The organism is Bifidobacterium sp. LH_416 (assembly GCF_056357055.1).
Map to the genome: position 1 here is coordinate 38,819 of NZ_JBKEVJ010000003.1, position 18,632 is coordinate 57,450.

Here is an 18,632-nt window from a genome sequence, read left to right on the forward strand (position 1 = left end):
CCTATATAATAGGTGCGCGAGGTGCCATTATTGTGAGGGAAGTTGGCTGATATGGTTGCAGGACGTCATGGGCGGGAACGAGCACGCATGAAGCGCCGGCGCGCGATGGTTGCCTCCTGCGCTGTGTTGGTGCTTCTTTTGGTGGGTTTCAGCGCGCATGCCGCGATTGGTAACTGGTCTCGTGGCACTGCTTTACAACCTGAAATGTCGGTGCAGACCACAGTTCAGCATCCGGTGGCGGAAACCTATGTGGATATGGAACGTGGTCAAGTTCCGCAGGCGAATCAGGAAATTCAGGCTCGGCGAGATCAGGAGGCGGCGCGAGCTCGGTGGACTAATCCAACGGGTACCCAGCCGGATTTGTCTCAGTATTCCAACTTAAGCGTGGATGTGAACCTTGCCGAACAAAAGGTGTATGTGAAGTCTAATGGTACGACCATATATACGATGATTGCGAGCAGCGGTATGAATGATGCCACGCCGCGAGGCAATTATGTGATTCAACAACGCGGTACTCATTTCTACAATGCTTCCGAAGGTATGGGAGCGGATTACTGGGTACGCTTCCGCGGAAGCTACTTATTCCATTCGGTGCCAACGGGTCCTGAAGCTGGCGATTATATTGCGAGCGAAGGCGAAAAACTTGGTCAGCCGGCATCTCATGGTTGCGTTCGACTGTCTGTGGCCGATGCCCAGTGGTTCTATAACCAGATTCCTGAAGGTACACCAGTTACCATTGCTTGATGGTATTGGGCCGATAGTCTGCTAGTCTGTCGGCTGATTAGGCAAACTAGGACGCAACCCTCAATACACGCGCTGTATACCGGTTGTGGCATAATAACCAAGGCAATTTTTGGGCATTGCCCTAGAAGTTTGATTTGAAAACAGGTGAATAACGTGGCACAGACTACCAATGACATCAAGAACGGTTCCGTCCTGAACCTGGACGGCCAGCTGTGGACCGTCATGAAGTTCCAGCACGTCAAGCCGGGCAAGGGCCCCGCCTTCGTGCGCACCACCATCAAGAACGTGCTCTCCGGCAAGATCGTTGACAAGACCTTCAACGCTGGCATGAAGATGGAATTCGAGACCGTCGACAACCGCACCCTCCAGTACTCCTACGAGGATGGCGACAACTTCGTGTTCATGGACATGACCACCTACGACCAGATCATGGTTCCGAAGTCCCTCGTGGGCGACAAGGCCAAGTTCCTGCTCGAAGGCACCGACTGCCTGGTTTCCTTCCACGACGGCACCCCGCTGAACGTTGATCTGCCGGGCTCCGTGGTCCTGACCATCACCCACACCGAGCCGGGCCTGCAGGGCAACCGCTCCAACGCTGGCACCAAGCCGGCCACCGTTGAGACCGGCGCTGAGATTCAGGTGCCGCTGTTCATCAACGAGGGCGACCGCGTCAAGATCAACACCGAAGACGGCTCCTACACCGGCCGCGAGAACTGATTCTCGAGAACTATTCTTCCCGATAACACGGTACTTATTGGAGGATTAGCAGCAGTATGGCACGTTCCACCGCGCGCAAGAGGGCTCTGAACACCCTGTATGAGGCAGATGAAAAGAGCCAGGATATCCTGTCTCTGCTCGACGAGCGCATCGCCCACCCGGGCGCCCAGACTCCGCTTCCCGACTACGCCATTGAGATTGTTCGTGGCGTTGCCGAACATCGTCGTCAGATTGACCACACCCTGGATGATTGCTCCACGGGTTGGAAGGTTCGACGCATGGGCGTGGTTGATCGCAACATTCTGCGTATCGCCACGTGGGAGATTCTGTTTAATGATGAGGTGCCGGATAAGGTAGCCATCGATGAGGCCTTGGCTTTGGCCAAGATTTTGTGCGATGACGATGCTCCGTCATTCATCCACGGTCTGCTCTCCGCCGTGTGCAACGCAAAGGATGCTGAGCCGACTGATTCGCAGGAAGAAACCGGCGAGGATGAATCTGATGATTCTGATTCCGATAATGCCGATGATTCCGCAGCTCCGTCCGTTGAAGATCAGCAGACGGAAGAATAGTTATTTGATTGAAGCCTCCCCATTGGGGAGGCTTTTTCATGGGCGGGCGGCATAATGCCGCAACGCTTTAAGCCGGAACTAACCGGTTGCCCTAGCCAGCAGGGCGCAGCTCACAACCGCATTCACGTCAAGCGGCGTGTGAGTCTTAGCTGGCCGTTAACCTTGGTACGAATACCCGAAACAGCATAAGGGGGTTTTGGTGAGCCAGAACGAGTCCGGAACCATCGCTATTCCGATGTATGACAAGGACGATGCAGTCCTCGTTTTGGAAGACGGACAGGTGTATGTGGGAGAGCCGTATGGCGCCCTGGGCAAGACGACCGGTGAGATCGTCTTCGCCACCGGTATGACCGGATACCAGGAGACGCTCACCGATCCGAGCTACGATCGCCAGATCGTAGTGCAGACCTTCCCGCACATCGGCGATACCGGTGTGAACAGCGAAGACCCTGAGTCTTCTCGCATCTGGGTTGCCGGCTATGTGGTGCGTGACCCTTCTCCGAACGTGAGCAACTGGCGTGCTGAAGGCAGCCTGGATGATGATCTGAAGCAGAATGGCATCGTTTCGCTGAGCCACATCGACACTCGTAAGCTGGTACGTCACCTGCGTTCTGCAGGCGTGATGCGCGCCGGCATCTTCTCCGGTGAGGCTCTGCTTAACCCGGAGAACGGCAAGCTGCGTGATATCGACAGCCTGCTCGACGACGTGAAGGCCACCCCGCAAATGCAGGGCCTGAGCCTGTACGACGAAGTCTCCACCAAGGAGATGTACACCATCGAGCCGTGCGGCGACTTCGAAGGCAAGGAACCGCTGTACACCGTGGCTGCCGTGGATCTTGGCATTAAGGGTATGACCCCGCATCGTATGGCCGAACGTGGCTGCCGCGTACATGTGGTGCCCTCCACCACCACGTTCGAGCAGATTGAAGCCTTGAACCCGGATGGTGTCTTCTTCTCCAACGGCCCGGGCGACCCGGAGCAGGCCGGTCCGGAAATCGAACTGCTGCGCAAGGTACTGGACGCCGGATACCCGTTCTTCGGCATCTGCTTCGGTAACCAGCTGCTGGGCCGTTCCCTCGGCTTCGGCACGTACAAGCTCAAGTTCGGCCACCGCGGCATCAACCAGCCGGTCAAGGACGTAACCACCGGCAAGGTGGAAGTCACCGCCCACAACCACGGCTTCGCAGTGGACGCCCCGATTGGCAAGACCGTGGACGCTCCGTTCGAGAACGGCAAGTACGGCAAGGTGTTCGTTTCCCACATCGATTTGAACGATGACGTGGTTGAAGGCCTGCAGTGCGTGGATATCCCCGCATTCTCCGTGCAGTACCACCCGGAGGCGGCCGCAGGCCCGCACGATGCGGCCTACCTGTTCGACCGTTTCTGCGAACTTATGAAGAACAATCCGCGCGATGCTCGCGCCAACATCAAGGAAGGTAAGTGATATGCCGAAGCGCACCGACATCAAATCCGTGATGGTCATCGGCTCCGGCCCGATCGTGATTGGTCAGGCTGCGGAGTTCGATTACTCGGGCACCCAGGCATGCCGCGTTCTTCGCGAGGAAGGCATTCGCGTTATCCTCGTCAACTCGAACCCGGCCACCATCATGACCGACCCCGAGATGGCAGACGCCACCTACATCGAGCCTATTGCCACCCCGATTCTTGAGCAGATCATTGCCAAGGAACGTCCGGACGCCCTGCTGCCCACCCTGGGTGGCCAGACCGCACTGAACGCGGCTATGGCATTGGGTGAGGCCGGCGTGCTCAAGAAGTACAACGTCGAACTCATTGGTGCTTCTCTGGAAGCCATTGACCGCGGTGAGGATCGTGAGCTCTTCAAGAAGGTTGTGGATGAGGCTGGTGCCGAATCCGCACGTTCCCGCATCGCTCACAGCCTTGAGGAATGCGATCGTATCGCTGAAGAACTCGGCTACCCGCTGGTGGTGCGCCCGAGCTTCACCATGGGTGGTCTGGGTTCCGGCATCGCCCATGACGAAGAGGAACTGCACCGCATCGCTGGTGCTGGTATCCACTATTCTCCGACCGACGAGGTCCTGATCGAAGAGGGCATCGAAGGCTGGAAGGAATTCGAGCTCGAGCTCATGCGCGACCGCAACGACAACGTCGTGGTCGTCTGCCCGATTGAAAACGTTGACCCGGTGGGCGTGCACACCGGTGACTCCATTACCGTGGCTCCCTGCTTCACCCTGACCGACCGTGAATACCAGAAGCTGCGTGATATCGGCATTGCCATCATCCGCGGTGTGGGTGTGGATACCGGCGGCTGCAACATCCAGTTCGCTATTCATCCGGATACGGGCCGCATCATCGTTATCGAGATGAACCCGCGCGTTTCCCGCTCTTCCGCACTGGCTTCCAAGGCCACCGGCTTCCCGATCGCGAAGATCGCCACCAAGCTGGCCCTCGGCTACACGCTGGATGAGATTCGCAACGACATCACCCAGTCCACGCCGGCCTCCTTCGAGCCGACCATCGACTACGTGGTCACCAAGGTGCCGCGTTTCGCTTTCGAGAAGTTCCCGGGCGCTGACCCGACCCTGACCACTTCGATGAAGTCCGTGGGCGAAGCCATGGCTCTGGCCGGCAACTTCCAGGAGTCTCTCGGCAAGGCTATGCGCTCCATCGACAAGCGCCACATGGGCTTCAACTGGGATGGCGAGAAGCCTTCCGCCGAAGAAGTCGCCGAACTGCTCGAAAAGGTGCATGTGCCGACCGAACATCGCTATCTGCAGCTTATGCGCGCCATCTGGGGTGGTGCCACCGTGGAGCAGCTGTACGCAGCCACCAAGATTGATCCGTGGTTCCTGAAGCAGATCACGCTGATCAACGACATGGCCATGACCGTTCGCGCTGCGGAAACCCTGACTCCGAAGCTGCTCAAGAAGGCCAAGATCGCAGGCCTGTCCGACGTGCAGATCGCCCACCTGCGTGGTCTCGGCGATGAGGGTGAAAACATTATTCGCGAGTTGCGTTGGAACTATGGCATTCGCCCGGTGTACAAGACCGTGGATACCTGCGCTGCCGAGTTCGATGCCGTCACGCCGTACTACTACTCCTGCTATGCCGACGAGACCGAACTTCGCCCGCGTGAGCGCGAAGCCGTGATCATCCTCGGCTCCGGTCCGAACCGTATCGGCCAGGGTATCGAGTTCGATTACACCTGCGTGCACGCCGTGCAGGAGCTCGGCAAGGACTATGACACGATCATGGTCAACTGCAACCCGGAAACCGTGTCCACCGATTACGACATGTCCGATCGCCTCTACTTCGAGCCGCTCACCTTCGAAGACGTGCTCGAAATCTATGAGGCCGAGAAGAAGATGGGCCCGGTCAAGGGCGTTATCGTGCAGCTCGGCGGCCAGACCCCGCTGTCTCTCGCCGCTCGTCTGAAGGCCGCAGGCGTACCGATTCTCGGCACCACGCCGGAATCCATCGACTTGGCTGAAAACCGTGAGCTTTTCGGCGAAGTGCTGAAGAAGGCGGAGATGAACGCTCCGCGTTACGGCACTGCTCTGAGCCTTGAAGAGGCCATGGATGCTGCCCACCGCATTGGCTACCCGGTGCTCGTGCGCCCGAGCTACGTGCTCGGCGGCCGCGGCATGGAAATCGTCTACGACGATAAGCAGCTCACCAAGTACGTCGACCGTGCACTGGCTGAAGCCAAGGCCGATACCGTGGTCTCCGGCCGTCTGCCTTCCCCGCTGCTCATCGATAAGTTCCTCCAGGACGCTATCGAAATCGACGTTGACGCGCTGTTCGACGGCGAAGAACTGTACATCGGCGGCATTATGGAACACGTCGAGGAAGCTGGCGTGCACTCCGGTGACGCTGCCTGCACCCTGCCTCCGTCCACGCTGTCCGATGATCAGATTCGTCGACTGCGCGAAGGCACCTACGCCATCGCCAAGGGCTGCCATGTGCAGGGCCTGATCAACGTGCAGTACGCCTTCATGGCCAACACGCTGTACGTGATCGAAGCCAACCCGCGCGCTTCCCGTACTGTGCCGTTCGCATCCAAGGCCACCGGTGTGGCACTGGCCAAGGCCGCCGCCCGCATTATGGCCGGCGAAACCATTGCCGACCAGCGCAAGAACGGTCTGCTGCTGCCCAAGGGTGACGGCGGTGTGATGCACCGCGGCCAGCAGGTGGCAGTCAAGGAATCCGTGATGCCGTTCAAGCGCTTCCGCACCCCGGTTGGCAAGACCGTGGATATTCTGCTCGGACCTGAGATGCGTTCCACTGGTGAGGTTATGGGCTTCGACCGTGACTTCCCGCACGCCTTCGCCAAGAGCCAGCTCGCCGCATACGACGGCGGTCTGCCGACCTCCGGCAACGTGTTCATCTCCGTGAACGATACCGACAAGCGTCAGCTGCCGCTGCTCGCCGTACGTCTGGTGGAACTCGGCTTCAAGATCTGGGCCACCGAAGGCACTGCCTCCGTGCTGCGCCGCTACGGCATCGACTCCAACATCGTGGACAAGATCAGCACGCGCATGGATTCCGATCCGGAAGCACCGGTGGTTGTGCATCATGCTGAAGGTTCCGTGGGCAAGAACGTGGTACAGCTCATCGAGGACGGCAAGATCGACATGATTCTCAACACGCCGAACTCTCGAGGCTCCCGTTCTGATGGTTATTCCATTCGTGCGGCCGCTATTGCCGCCGATTTGCCGCAGTTCACTACGGTGACGGAATTCCAGGCAGCACTGCTCGCCATCGAGGCCGTGAAGCATAATGATTACCAGATCATGAGCATCCAGGATCATTCGAAGCAGCTGTTCGAATTGGAGAGACAGGAGTTCTGATGGTTATTTCTAGCGGCGAGGAGCTGAAGGCTCAGCGTTCCGACTTTGGTTTACGATTGAGCAACTCAATGGCCAAGTATGGACCACTATGCGTGGGCATCGATCCACACCGAAAGCTCCTCACCGACTGGGGATACAACGTCGACGCTGAAGGCGCAGAACTTTTCTCGATGCGTATGCTGCAGGCCGCCAATGGCCGGGCTGCAGCCGTCAAATTCCAATCATCCATGTTCGAGCGTTACGGATCCAAGGGATTCGAAGCGCTCGAGCGTGTGCTGTATGCAGCCCGCCAGATGGGCGTTATCACCATTGTGGACTGCCTGCATGGTGGTTTGTCCACCACGATTTCCGCCATCGCAGACGCCTACTTCAAGCCAGGCGCACCAATGCTGGCCGATGCCATCACACTGCTGCCGTACTATGGCGCCCGTTCATTGAACGGCCTTATTTCCGAGGCCTTGGAGAACGGACGCGGCGTGTTCGTGGCATCCCTGACCTCAAACCCTGAAGGCATGAGCCTGCAGACCGCCATCCGCCAAAGCGGTGAGTACAAGGGCCGTACCGTGGCATACGGTATTGCCTCCACCGCACAGAAGCACAATGCAGGCATTGAAGGCATGGGCTCCGTGGGCCTGATTATTGGTGCCACTATCGGTCAGTGGATGCAGGATTCCGGTGTGGATCCCTCTAAGTTCACCGGTCCGATTCTTTCTCCTGGTTATGGCTGGCAGGGTGCCGAAGCCAAGGATTTGAAGACGGTGTTCAAGGGAACGCGCGGCAATGTGCTGGTGACGGTGTCCCGCTTCATCGCATCCCACGGTCCTGATATCGCAGCCTTGAGCCAGGCCACTGAATCCATCGCGCTTGATGTTCGTCAGGCTTTGATGGAGGCCACTGCTGAAGGCACGGCAACTGAAGACTCCAAAACAACCAAGTAATTCGTTCGCGTGACTGACATATACAGCACGCAATGAAATATCGGCAGATATCGGCATACGCATCGAGTGTGCCGATATTTCATTATTTCTACAGGAGGAACCATGACTGAACACACACCTGCCGGCCGTCTTATTGTTCTGACCGGCCCGACTGCAGTCGGCAAAGGCACTGTCGAAGCCAAGTTGCGTGCCGACCACCCGGAGGTATGGGTGTCAGTATCCGCCACGACGCGTCAGCCGCGCCCGGGTGAAGTCAATGGTGTGAATTACTGGTTCCTCAGTGAAGAAGAATTCCTGGCCAAGGAACAGGCAGGGGAGTTCCTTGAAACCGCAGTGGTGCATGGCATGGCACATTACGGCACCCTGCTGAAGCCGGTGGAAGAGCACCTGGCCCAAGGTGTGCCCACAATTCTTGAGATTGATTTGCAGGGCGCACGTCGTGTCAAGCAGCGCGCCGCCGAGCTCAGCCTTGAAGTCGTGTACGTATTCATCGCACCGCCAAGCTTTGAAGAGCTTAAGCGCCGCTTGATTGGCCGCGGTACCGAAACTCCGGAGCAGCAGGCTCGCCGTCTGGAAACCGCCAAGGTGGAATTGGCCGCCGAAAGCGAATTCGATGTCACCATCGTCAATAATACGGTCGATCAGGCTGCGGAAGATCTCTGGGAGATTATCGCCAAGGAATACGGTTTGTAAATCAGCGAAGCACCAGTTGCTGATGGAAGATTTCGGTGCTGGTTTTCGCCGGCACCGAACGCCAATCAATGGCATCGGCTTCGCAATGCTCTGCAGTGTACTGGTGCATCCATTCCAAACATTCTTGCGTCTGGATGGCATCGCTGAGAGCGCGATGCTCCTCATTATCGGCAATCCCGAATCGCACGATAAGATCAGCCAAGCGATGATGCTTGTGTGCGGGGAACAGCACACGGCTGATTTGCATCGTGTCATAATCCGTGCAGGCAAAAGGCACGCCGACAATATGCCGTGTGTTGTAGTCGAGGAAACGCAAGTCGAAACTGACATTATGGCCCACAATAGGCTCTTCAAAGGAATCTGATTGCGGCTTGGCCAACCAGTTGATAAATCGCGGCAGCACACCATCAATGGGGTCAAGATCTGCGACCATCGCATCATTGATACCGGTCAGCGCGGTAATCTGCCGTGGAATCGGGCGCAACGGATTCACCAGTTCCTGGAACTGATCCACAATATGCCCATCGCGCACGCGAACCGCACCGATTTCCGTAATCGCACAACGATTCGGGTAAAACCCAGTGGTTTCCAAATCAAGCGTCACATAGTCACGAGGAAAACCTAACGCATCCAGCTCGATTGTTGCACCTTGCTGGGCATCGAGTGGGGAAGGCCTGCCGAAAACGGAAATGCCGGAATATGTCACGTTTGCTCCTCGTATTCTTCGCATGCTTTCGCGCATGACTCGAATGGCTATTGTAGCGGAACGGATATGGCAAGACCCCGCCGGTGTGGTCTGATGCATCAGAGTAGCCACACGCTAGCGGGGTCTTGGCGTGAATCAATTACTTGAGTTGTTCCGTAATCGTGTTCTGCAATAGATCAGTCAGATCGTTCAGTTCCTGTGATGGGTCCGAACTCTCCTCCTCACTCCTGAACTTATCGCTCAGATCGGTTGAAGCATCATACGGGAACTTCACCTCGTAATACTTATCGATGAGGTCGCTCATCTTGGTATAGGCATCAGTGCCGTATTCGATATTGTTCGGATCTCCCAGCGCCTTCATCTGCTGAAGAATATCGCTCACAGAAGTCAAATAATCCTTCAGAGACTTGGCGTATTCCGGAATGCCGCTGACCTTGGAATCCGCAAGCTTATCGAGAGCGGCTGTGCAGTCAGAAATATATGTGTCGTATGAGCTGTAGAAATCGCTATCGTACAGTGAAGCAGTCGGTGCATTGTCGCAAGCCTTGGACGCTTCGCTCATTGGCACAGCAGTATCGGCAAGATTATTCGCCCATGTAGAGAATTTCTTAGCCTTGGTCTGATACTTATCGAATGTTTTCTTGACGTTCTCATCTTTCTGATACACCTTCGATTGCGAGAACTGCGCGTTCGCATCATCGAATTCCTTCACCTTGGTTTTGACTTTTGCCGCATCATCCTTGGTGAATTGCGAAGTGGAACTGTACGCGGTAGACATAGCCTCAACCAAGCTGGAGGAAACTTTGCTGTACTTGGTATACATTTCGCTGGTCTGCTTATGCGCGGCAATGTAATCATCTTGGGTCAGCGAGCCAGGCTTCACTACGAACACCACAAGAAGCACTATGACGACAACGGCGGCAATAGCGCCAAGAATAATGCCAATCAGTGCCTTTTGCGAGAACTTCTTCTTCGGTGCTGGAGCGCCCGGCTGCTGCGGATATCCAGGCATCGGATGGCCGGGAGGCACAGGTGCACCCGGGCGGGCTGGCATTGGCTGCTGCCATGCTGGGATATTTTGGCCAGGATTTGGCTGACCAGGTTGACCCTGATAAGGCTGATTGGGTTGACTAGGCTGTCCCTGATTCGGTTGGCCGGGCTGTCCAGGCTGGCCGAATTGCCCCTGAACTGGCTGATATTGAGGATACTGTTGCGGTTGCCCACTAGGCGCAGGTTGTGCCCATGGCGCTTGCTGCTGTTGCCATGGAGCTGCCGGCTGCCCTTGGTGAGGTTGCCCCTGAACAGGCTGATATGCGGCAGGCTGCTGCCATTGCGGAGGAATCGGCTGCGTTTGGCCGGTCAGCGGCTGCGCGGGGGATTGTGGATTCAGTGCGAATGGTTGTTCAGCATTGGATGGCGTTGCGGAAGCTGGTGAAGCAGGCGGTTGGTCAAATGGTATTTGCCCATTGTTTTGAGATACATCGTCATTGGTGTGTTCGTCGCTCATGAACAGAGTCCTTTCTCTCAATATCCGGCCTAACCCAACTTGAAAACCCCTTATAGGCGGATATGTACACACAGACTATCACCGTTCAGCATGCTTTCAGAGAGGGCAGCAGGCGATTCAGCGAAACAGTGCATGGCATGCATGCAAACAATTGATTGAAAGTACGGTCGGTGCTCTGGCGTAATTCAGATATACGTACCTCAGATATATTGGTGTGGTTGATGCGGCAAGCAGAACCAAGGCGGAAAGCAGGGAACATGAAGCGAATCGTGGCGGGCATTGTGGCTCATGTGGATGCTGGGAAAACCACATTATCTGAGGCATTGCTGTACCGCACCGGTGAGATTCGCAAACTTGGCCGCGTGGATCATGGCGATGCTTTTCTGGATACGAATGCATTGGAAAAGGCCCGCGGCATCACTATTTTTGCGCATCAGGCGCTGGTGGAGCACGGCGATCTGAAGCTCACGCTGCTGGACACTCCTGGTCACGTGGATTTTGCCGCTGAAACCGAACGTGTTTTGAATGTGCTGGATTATGCGATTTTGGTGGTATCCGGTACTGATGGTGTGCAAGGGCATACGGAAACATTGTGGCGTTTGCTGGCCCGGTACCATGTGCCCACGTTCATTTTTGTGAATAAATGTGATGCTGCAGGATTCGATCGTGAGTCAATACTGACTCAGTTGCGCAAACGCTTGAGTGACGCATTGTTCCCCTTCCCTCAGATGGCTGATTCCGGCACCAGTGCAAACATTGTGGACTTTGGCGATGATGCTGAGGATATTGCCACGCTTGATGAGCAGGCGATGAATGATTATCTCGAGCAGGGTGAGCTGACGATTGATCGCGTCAGCCAGATGATTCAATCCCGTGAGCTTTTCCCAGTGTATTTCGGCTCGGCGTTGAAACTCGAAGGTGTGGAAGAATTCCTCGATGGTATGGAGCTGTTCACTCGTGAACGCGTTTGGCCGGATGCGTTCGGCGCTCAGGTGTTTAAAATCGCGCACGATAATCAGCACAATCGTATGACGTGGTTGCATGTAACCGGAGGCGTACTGAAAGCCAAAGAGATGGTGAGCGGCAATAGTGCTGGTGCAACTGAGGATTCGGATGCCGCACGATGGCAGGAGAAAATCGACCAGGTACGTGTGTATAACGGTGCCAAATTCGAGACTGTGACTGAGGTACCCGCTGGAGGAGTATGCGCGGTCACCGGATTGACGAACACCTTCCCAGGAGCGGGGCTTGGCTCACAATCTGATGCCGAGGCGCCTGAATTACAGCCGGTCCTGACCTACACAGTGTTGCCGGCTGGCGCTGAGGAAGTAGTCAAACCATCAGTCTCGAGCACTGGAGCGGCGGGGGAGCACAGCAGTAGTTCTTCCGAAAATACTGATACGGAATCTACTGATGCTCGGGAAGAATCATCTGCAGAACCAGTGGCGCGGCCAAAGTTCGATGATCTGACCTTGCATAAGGTGCTCGCAGCATTGCGAGAACTTGAGGATGAAGATCCTTTACTGCATGTGGTTTGGGTGGAGCGTCTTCAGGAAATCCATGTGCAGTTGATGGGCGCTGTGCAACTGGAAATCATTCAGCAAACATTGGCTGAACGATTCGGATTAGATGTGTCGTTCGGCTCTGGATCGATTCTGTACCGTGAAACCATCACGGCTCCGATTGAAGGCGTTGGCCATTTCGAGCCGCTTCGCCATTATGCCGAGGCGCATATTCTGCTGGAGCCAGGGAAGCCCGGTAGTGGCGTGAGCGTTGCTTCGGCACTGTCTGAAAATGATTTGGACCGCAATTGGCAGCGGTTGATTCTCACTCATTTGACTGAACGAGAGCATTTGGGTGCGTTGATTGGAGCTCCGTTAACTGATATCAAGATGACTTTGGTGGCCGGCAAGGCGCATTTGAAACATACGGAGGGCGGTGATTTCCGCCAAGCCACCTATCGTGCGATTCGTCAGGGATTGATGGAAGCGCACGCCGGAGTCAGCGGCTGCCCGCAAACGCCGGTAGATGAGCGCCCTGATACAAGCGGGCCGGGGAATTGCCGCATTCTGGAACCGTGGTATCAATTCAGGTTGGAAGTGCCCAGCGAGATGATTGGTCGTGCCATGAGTGATATTCAGCGCATGGCTGGAACTTTCGATTCACCAGCCGATGACGGCGAGTATGCGACAATCACCGGTTCCGCTCCGGTTTCCGAAATGCGCGATTATGCGATGGAAGTCAGCCAATACACGCATGGCCGTGGCCGATTCTCCGCGACTTTCGGCGGTTACTATCCCTGCCATAACGAAGACCAAGTGATTCGTGAAGCTCATTACGATCCGGAATCAGATTTGGATAACACCCCTGATTCGGTCTTCTGCGCTCACGGTGCCGGCTACCCAGTCAAATGGTACAAAGTGCCCGAATTCAAGCACCTCGACTACGCCTACCAAATCTGAGGCCGCACGAATCCGTTCGTCTCCAGAAAACGCTGAATATCACGCATTTCCGGCATATTGATGGAATGCGCCATACCCGGGTAAATCTGCTCGGTCAACTTGCTGTGCTCAGCCCAGAAATTACTCATGGCTTTTACCTCGGCAGCTGGGAAAATATCGTCGATGGCGCCATGGCCATAGAACACCGGGCGCTGCAACGACTTCAGTTCGGCATCTCCGGGCATGGTGCCGGGTGCCAGCCATCCGGAACACGACACTGCAGCCGCATAGCGTTCAGGGTTGAAACGCAGCATATGGCAAGCCAGCAGGCCGCCTTGTGAGAATCCCATCGTCACCACAGGGCGGTTGGCCGGAATATTGTCAGCCACCCAGTCGTCGATGGCCTCAGCAGCTTCCAATGCCTGCTTGGTGAGGGAATCTCCCTCCGGCACGCCTTCATGCGCCCACGAACCAAACCATGTGTATCCCATGCCGTACGCGATAGGTGCCTGCAAACTGGCATAATCAGCGGAACTTGCACCGCAATAGTTCAATAAATCAGGCAAATCATATTCATTGGAACCCCAACCATGTAGCAGCAGAAATACAGGAGCGGTTTCAGCACCCTTCAAACGGGTCAATGCCTTAGTGATCTTCATACTTCCCATAGTCTAGTAGCCTTATCGTTCGTGCTACATCCATAAGACCCTATAAGCAACCTCTATAACCAAACGGTATTGTTGGCCGTTCAAATACTTTACGATTACCAGCGGGGGCTGCAACGGGAATCGTTTGGCCCCCAAATCGTATCTGTGCAAATGAGAGATGAGAATCAACGATATGAAAGAGCTGAAGAGGAAGGGGTGCAGTTATGGCGTTTGACTGGTCGTTCGTGCAACGTTATGCACCTTTCTTCGTCAACGGCACCCTAATGACCATATTCATTTCGGTGTTCGGCATTCTGCTTGCCATCGCAGTGGGCCTAGTTTGCGCCGGCGTGGAGATCGCCCGTATTCCAGTGGCCCGGCAGATTGTGCGCGTGTACATCGAACTAAGCCGTAACACCCCATTACTGGTGCAGTTGTACTTCCTGTACTTCGGCCTGCCCAAGCTGGGCGTGGTCTGGTCTGCGGAAACCTGCGCCATCGTCGGCCTGGGATTCCTCGGCGGCTCCTACATGGCTGAAGCAATGCGCGGCGGATTGGAATCCGTGCCGAATGTGCAACGCGAAACCGCATACGTGCTTGGGCTGACTCCGTTGCAATCCATCACTCGAGTGGTATTGCCGCAAGCTATTTCCACCGCAGTGCCTGGACTTGTGGCCAATGTGATCTTCCTGTTCAAGGAATCCAGCGTGGTTTCCGCCATCGCGCTCGCCGATGTGATGTACATGGCCAAGGATCTGATCGGCATGTATTACAGCACCTATGAATCCCTGTTCATGCTGATTGTGGCGTATCTGGTGATTCTGCTGCCGATTTCCATCTTCGGCACCTGGCTGGAGAGGAGGTTCGATTATGCACGGCGCTGAAATTCTCCTCCAACCGGGCGTCTTCCCTCGACTGTTGCAAGGTTTGTGGGTTACGGTCTGGATTGCCGGCGTATCGGTGGGCGTTTCGATTCCTGTAGGCTTGCTGGTCGGCTGGCTGATGACATTGAAAAATCCGGTAGTGCGTGCGATTATGCGCATTTACCTTGATTTCATCCGCATCATGCCGCAATTGGCCCTGCTGTTCCTCGCATACTACGGTTTCGCTCGCTGGTTCGACTGGAACTTGGACGCTACTGGTGCGTGCGTGCTCGTATTTATTCTCTGGGGCGGCGCTGAACTGGGCGATCTGGTACGTGGCGCATTGCAGTCGATTCCCAAGGCGCAATATGAGTCCAGCTATGTGCTTGGATTGAGCCCTTGGCAGACGTTCTCCCGTGTGATTCTGCCGCAGGCTGTACGCCGACTGCTGCCGGCCAGCGTGAACCTGGCTACGCGCATTGTGAAAACCACATCGTTGGCTGTGCTGCTTGGCGTGGTCGAGGTAATCAAGGTTGGTCAGCAGATTATCGACGCCAACCGATTCCAGTTCCCCACTGGAACCTTGTGGATTTACGGGGCAATTTTCTTCATGTACTTCATTGTGTGCTGGCCGCTGTCCATCGTGGCCCGCCGTCTGGAAAAGAGGTGGTCGCATGACTGAACAGAACCAGCCAAACACAGCGAATTCCGAAGCGATCGCAGCATTCGAGACTTCCGGTCCGTCTGCTGTATCCGATTGCAAAGGCTTCGAAGTCAAGCATTTGGTCAAGCAGTATGCGAATGCAGACAAGCCTGTGCTTAACGATATTTCCTTCAAAGTGGAGCATGGCACAGTGCTGGTGGTGCTTGGACCTTCCGGTTCCGGCAAATCAACGCTATTGCGCACCATCGCAGGTCTTGAGCCGATTCAGGGCGGCACTATTTCCATTAACGAAAAGGTGATTGACGAGGGCAAGCCGGGCACTGAGAAAGCCGGCCGCTCCAATCGCTCCAGTGAGCTGCGCACTCGCATTGGCATGGTGTTCCAAAGCTATGACTTGTTCCCGAACAAAACCGTGCTCGGCAACATCACCATGGCACCGGTACTCGTACAAAAGCGTGACAAGGCGGAAGTTGAAGCAGAAGCGCTGAAACTGCTGGAACGCGTGGGATTGGCGGATCGTAAGGACGCTTGGCCGCATGAGCTTTCCGGTGGTCAACGCCAGCGCGTTGCCATCTGCCGCGCGCTTATCCTCCACCCGGAAGTACTGCTGCTGGATGAGATCACTGCCGCACTCGATCCGGAAATGGTGCGCGAAGTGTTGGACGTGGTACTCGAATTGGCCAAAGCCGGGCAGACCATGCTGATTGTGACTCACGAAATGCAGTTCGCACGCGCCATCGCCGACCATGTGATTCTGCTGGACGGCGGGCACATTGTGGAGGAATCGCATGACGCACACGCGTTCTTCGCCCATCCGCAAACTGAACGCGCGCAGCAGTTCCTGCACACGTTCGAATTCGAGTAAACCATCCCATCCATTCCACCGGCTGGAGTGGGGCGCTCAGGCACACGCTTATAACTTAACAACCAATGAATAACCAATAATCCAACCCGAATAGTCACCCTAGAGAAGAGAGAGGAATATCCCCATGACTATCAAGGCAGGAGCAACCCTCAAAACCATCATCGCTACTGGAGCAGCCCTGCTGATGGCTGTATCCGTGGCCGCTTGCGGCCCGTCCGCAGGCACGCCGAGCGATGCCGCATCCTCCGATTCCGGCTCCTCCAGCACCAGCGCAAACGCCAAGGCTCGCAGCCTGGATGAGATTAAGAAGAGCGGCAAGATCAAGATCGCCGTGTTCTCCGACAAGGCTCCGTTCGGCTATGTGGATCAGGACGGCAAGTACCAGGGGTACGACGTGGTCTTCGCCGAACGTCTGGCCAAGGATCTTGGCGTAGAGCCTGAGTACACGTCCGTTGATCCTGCAGCTCGCGTGGATGTGCTCACCTCCAACAAGGTGGATTTGGTGCTGGCCAACTTCACGGTGACCGATGAGCGTGCTCAGAAGGTTGATTTCGCCAAGCCGTACATGAAGGTGGCACTGGGCGTTGTCTCTCCGGAGAATGCTGAAATTACCGATGTGAGCCAGCTGGACGGCAAGACCCTGATTATCGCCAAGGGCACCACCGCTGAAACCTGGTTCGAGAAGAATGCGCCGAACGTCAAGCTGCAGAAGTACGACCAGTACGCTGATGCCTACAATGCTCTGCTCGACGGCCGCGGTGACGCTTTCTCCACCGACAACACTGAGGTGCTCGCATGGGCTAAGGCCAACAAGGGCTTCAAGGTGGGCATCACTCACTTGGGCGATGACGACACCATCGCTCCGGCTGTGCAGAAGGGCAACACCGAACTGCTCGACTTCGTCAACGAGGAAATCGTCAAGCTCGGCGAAGAAAACTTCTTCCACAAGGATTATGAGCAGACCCTGGAACCGGTCTACGGCGACGAAGTCAACCCTGACGAAATCGTGGTTGAGTCTGGCAAGATCTGACACATAGCCTTCCATAACCAACGCATATAACAACGCCGGCCAAAGCGCCGGCGTTTTGCGTTATCGTCGCAATTGGGCCGCACGGAGAAGGTCTCCGCGCAAATGGCTTCTTCCAAGCAACTCAAAGGGGGTGCGCAATGACCAGGTTCAACACTCAGCTCGTTCATGGACTGCCGGTTGGCGATAACAACACCGGAGCCGTGAACCCGCCGATCTACAACTCCACGACATATGCCTTCGAGAGGGTCGACGCGATGCCCCGCTACGATTACGCGCGCAGCGGCAATCCGACCCGTGATTTTCTTGAGCAGCAGATCGCACAGCTCGAAGAAGGCACGCGCGGATTCGCTTTCGCTTCTGGCCTTGCTGCGATTCACGCCGTTCTCTCCATATTCAAGCCGGGCGACCGCATTGTGGTGGGCGACAATATTTACGGCGGTTCCTACTCGCAGTTCAATGAATTTTTCACCCGCTGGGGTCTGAAGATCACTACTGTTGATACCCAAGACTTGACCGCTCTGACTGAAGCAGTCCAGGGCGATTCCGCGAACGGCATCGCGCCAGCACAAGCCGTCTACTTTGAAACGATTACCAATCCGCTGCTCAAAGTCAACGATGTACGTGGTATTTCCGCTGTGGCTCATCGTTTTGGCGCATTGACCATCGTGGATAACACATTTGTGACCCCATACCTGCAGAAGCCGCTCGCTCTCGGTGTGGACGTGGTGATTCACTCCGCCACCAAATATCTGGCCGGCCATTCCGATGTCAATGCTGGTCTTGTTGTGGCTTCCGGCGAGGACCTTGCCAACCGCATCTACTTCGCGCAGAACCGTTTGGGCGGCATTCTGGCACCTGCCGAATGCGATGCAGTGCGCCGTGGCATTCAGACTTTGGCGCTGCGCATGGACCGTCAGCAGGAGAACGCCCTCGCTGTAGGCCGCTACCTGCTTGCTCACCCGCTGGTGAAATGTGTGCATTACCCAGGTCTTCCTGGCGCTGGTGATCAGCGTCTTGCCTCCAAGGGTTTGAAGGGTGCAGGCGGTGTGCTGAGCTTTGAAGTGGTGCCCGGCGTGGATCCAGCGGATGTGCTCAATAATCTGCATATCTTCCGCTTGGCAGTCTCCCTCGGAGCCGTTGAATCATTGGCCGAATTGCCATGTCGCATGACGCATTTCGAACTGCCTCGTGAGGAGCGCCTGAAGGTCGGCATCACCGACGAACTGGTTCGCCTCTCCCTCGGTATTGAAGATGCCGCCGATCTGATCGAAGACCTTGGCCAGGCGTTTGACATTGCGTATGAACGGTACCTCGATCGTCATGCCGATTCTGACGTGTTCGCGCAGCTGACGGAAGAAGCATTCGCCTAACGTGATATAACCTGCCGGTGTTCTGCCAGGTCACCGCGTTCATGAA

Annotated in this window: 16 protein-coding genes; 13 read left to right on the forward strand and 3 right to left on the reverse strand. The window is 56.0% G+C overall.

Annotation, left to right across the window (positions count from 1 at the left end):
• Positions 1–51: 51 nt before the first annotated feature.
• From AC1AY0_RS07300 to gmk, 7 genes are all read left to right on the forward strand, one after another.
• Positions 52–744: a L,D-transpeptidase gene (locus AC1AY0_RS07300; RefSeq protein ID WP_476526136.1), complete on the forward strand. Its 693-nt coding sequence runs from the start codon at positions 52–54 to the stop codon at positions 742–744.
• A gap of 153 nt (positions 745–897) precedes the next feature.
• The gene (gene efp, locus AC1AY0_RS07305; protein ID WP_109057339.1) at positions 898–1,461 is read left to right on the forward strand and encodes an elongation factor P; all 564 of its coding nucleotides are present in this window, start codon (positions 898–900) and stop codon (positions 1,459–1,461) included.
• 56 nt (positions 1,462–1,517) lie between these two features.
• Positions 1,518–2,033: a transcription antitermination factor NusB gene (gene nusB / locus AC1AY0_RS07310; protein WP_476523677.1), complete on the forward strand. Its 516-nt coding sequence runs from the start codon at positions 1,518–1,520 to the stop codon at positions 2,031–2,033.
• Positions 2,034–2,268: 235 nt separating this feature from the next.
• The gene (gene carA, locus AC1AY0_RS07315) at positions 2,269–3,477 is read left to right on the forward strand and encodes a glutamine-hydrolyzing carbamoyl-phosphate synthase small subunit (RefSeq protein WP_476523826.1); all 1,209 of its coding nucleotides are present in this window, start codon (positions 2,269–2,271) and stop codon (positions 3,475–3,477) included.
• Between the two features lies 1 nt (position 3,478).
• Positions 3,479–6,862 (forward strand): carbamoyl-phosphate synthase large subunit, encoded by a 3,384-nt coding sequence (gene carB / locus AC1AY0_RS07320; RefSeq protein WP_476523675.1) that lies wholly within the window; start codon positions 3,479–3,481, stop codon positions 6,860–6,862.
• Positions 6,862–7,800: an orotidine-5'-phosphate decarboxylase gene (gene pyrF, locus AC1AY0_RS07325; protein WP_476523673.1), complete on the forward strand. Its 939-nt coding sequence runs from the start codon at positions 6,862–6,864 to the stop codon at positions 7,798–7,800. Before carB ends, pyrF begins: the two co-directional genes overlap by 1 nt.
• 102 nt (positions 7,801–7,902) lie before the next feature.
• Entirely contained in the window at positions 7,903–8,493 is a 591-nt protein-coding gene (gene gmk, locus AC1AY0_RS07330) for a guanylate kinase (protein WP_476523671.1), read from the forward strand.
• Position 8,494: 1 nt separating this feature from the next.
• Here gmk and AC1AY0_RS07335 read toward each other — a convergent pair whose 3' ends face one another.
• Both AC1AY0_RS07335 and AC1AY0_RS07340 read right to left on the reverse strand, forming a co-directional pair.
• Positions 8,495–9,199: a 3'-5' exonuclease gene (locus AC1AY0_RS07335; RefSeq protein ID WP_476523670.1), complete on the reverse strand. Its 705-nt coding sequence runs from the start codon at positions 9,197–9,199 to the stop codon at positions 8,495–8,497.
• Between the two features lie 139 nt (positions 9,200–9,338).
• Entirely contained in the window at positions 9,339–10,706 is a 1,368-nt protein-coding gene (locus tag AC1AY0_RS07340; RefSeq protein ID WP_476523669.1) for a hypothetical protein, read from the reverse strand.
• Positions 10,707–10,963: 257 nt separating this feature from the next.
• On the opposite strand from AC1AY0_RS07340, the gene AC1AY0_RS07345 reads away from it, so the two are divergent.
• Positions 10,964–13,168, forward strand: a complete 2,205-nt coding sequence (locus AC1AY0_RS07345) for a GTP-binding protein (protein ID WP_476523667.1) — start codon at positions 10,964–10,966, stop codon at positions 13,166–13,168.
• On the opposite strand, the gene AC1AY0_RS07350 is transcribed toward AC1AY0_RS07345, so the two are convergent.
• Positions 13,156–13,806 carry an alpha/beta hydrolase gene (locus AC1AY0_RS07350; protein ID WP_476523666.1) on the reverse strand — a complete coding sequence of 217 codons (651 nt, stop codon included), beginning with the start codon at positions 13,804–13,806 and terminating at the stop codon, positions 13,156–13,158. The two genes, AC1AY0_RS07345 and AC1AY0_RS07350, sit on opposite strands and share 13 nt — an antisense overlap.
• Positions 13,807–14,018: 212 nt before the next feature.
• Between AC1AY0_RS07350 and AC1AY0_RS07355 the strand changes: the two genes are divergently transcribed.
• The 5 genes from AC1AY0_RS07355 (at position 14,019) to AC1AY0_RS07375 (ending at position 18,586) form a co-directional block, all read left to right on the forward strand.
• Complete coding sequence (locus AC1AY0_RS07355) at positions 14,019–14,678, forward strand: amino acid ABC transporter permease (RefSeq protein ID WP_476523664.1); 660 nt, start codon at positions 14,019–14,021, stop codon at positions 14,676–14,678.
• Complete coding sequence (locus AC1AY0_RS07360) at positions 14,665–15,339, forward strand: amino acid ABC transporter permease (protein ID WP_476523663.1); 675 nt, start codon at positions 14,665–14,667, stop codon at positions 15,337–15,339. Before AC1AY0_RS07355 ends, AC1AY0_RS07360 begins: the two co-directional genes overlap by 14 nt.
• Positions 15,332–16,186: an amino acid ABC transporter ATP-binding protein gene (locus tag AC1AY0_RS07365; protein ID WP_476523662.1), complete on the forward strand. Its 855-nt coding sequence runs from the start codon at positions 15,332–15,334 to the stop codon at positions 16,184–16,186. The genes AC1AY0_RS07360 and AC1AY0_RS07365 overlap by 8 nt, the downstream gene beginning before the upstream one ends.
• A 124-nt stretch (positions 16,187–16,310) precedes the next feature.
• Positions 16,311–17,216, forward strand: a complete 906-nt coding sequence (locus AC1AY0_RS07370) for a cysteine ABC transporter substrate-binding protein (protein ID WP_476523660.1) — start codon at positions 16,311–16,313, stop codon at positions 17,214–17,216.
• Between the two features lie 137 nt (positions 17,217–17,353).
• Positions 17,354–18,586, forward strand: a complete 1,233-nt coding sequence (locus tag AC1AY0_RS07375; RefSeq protein WP_476523659.1) for a trans-sulfuration enzyme family protein — start codon at positions 17,354–17,356, stop codon at positions 18,584–18,586.
• Positions 18,587–18,632: the final 46 nt, after the last annotated feature.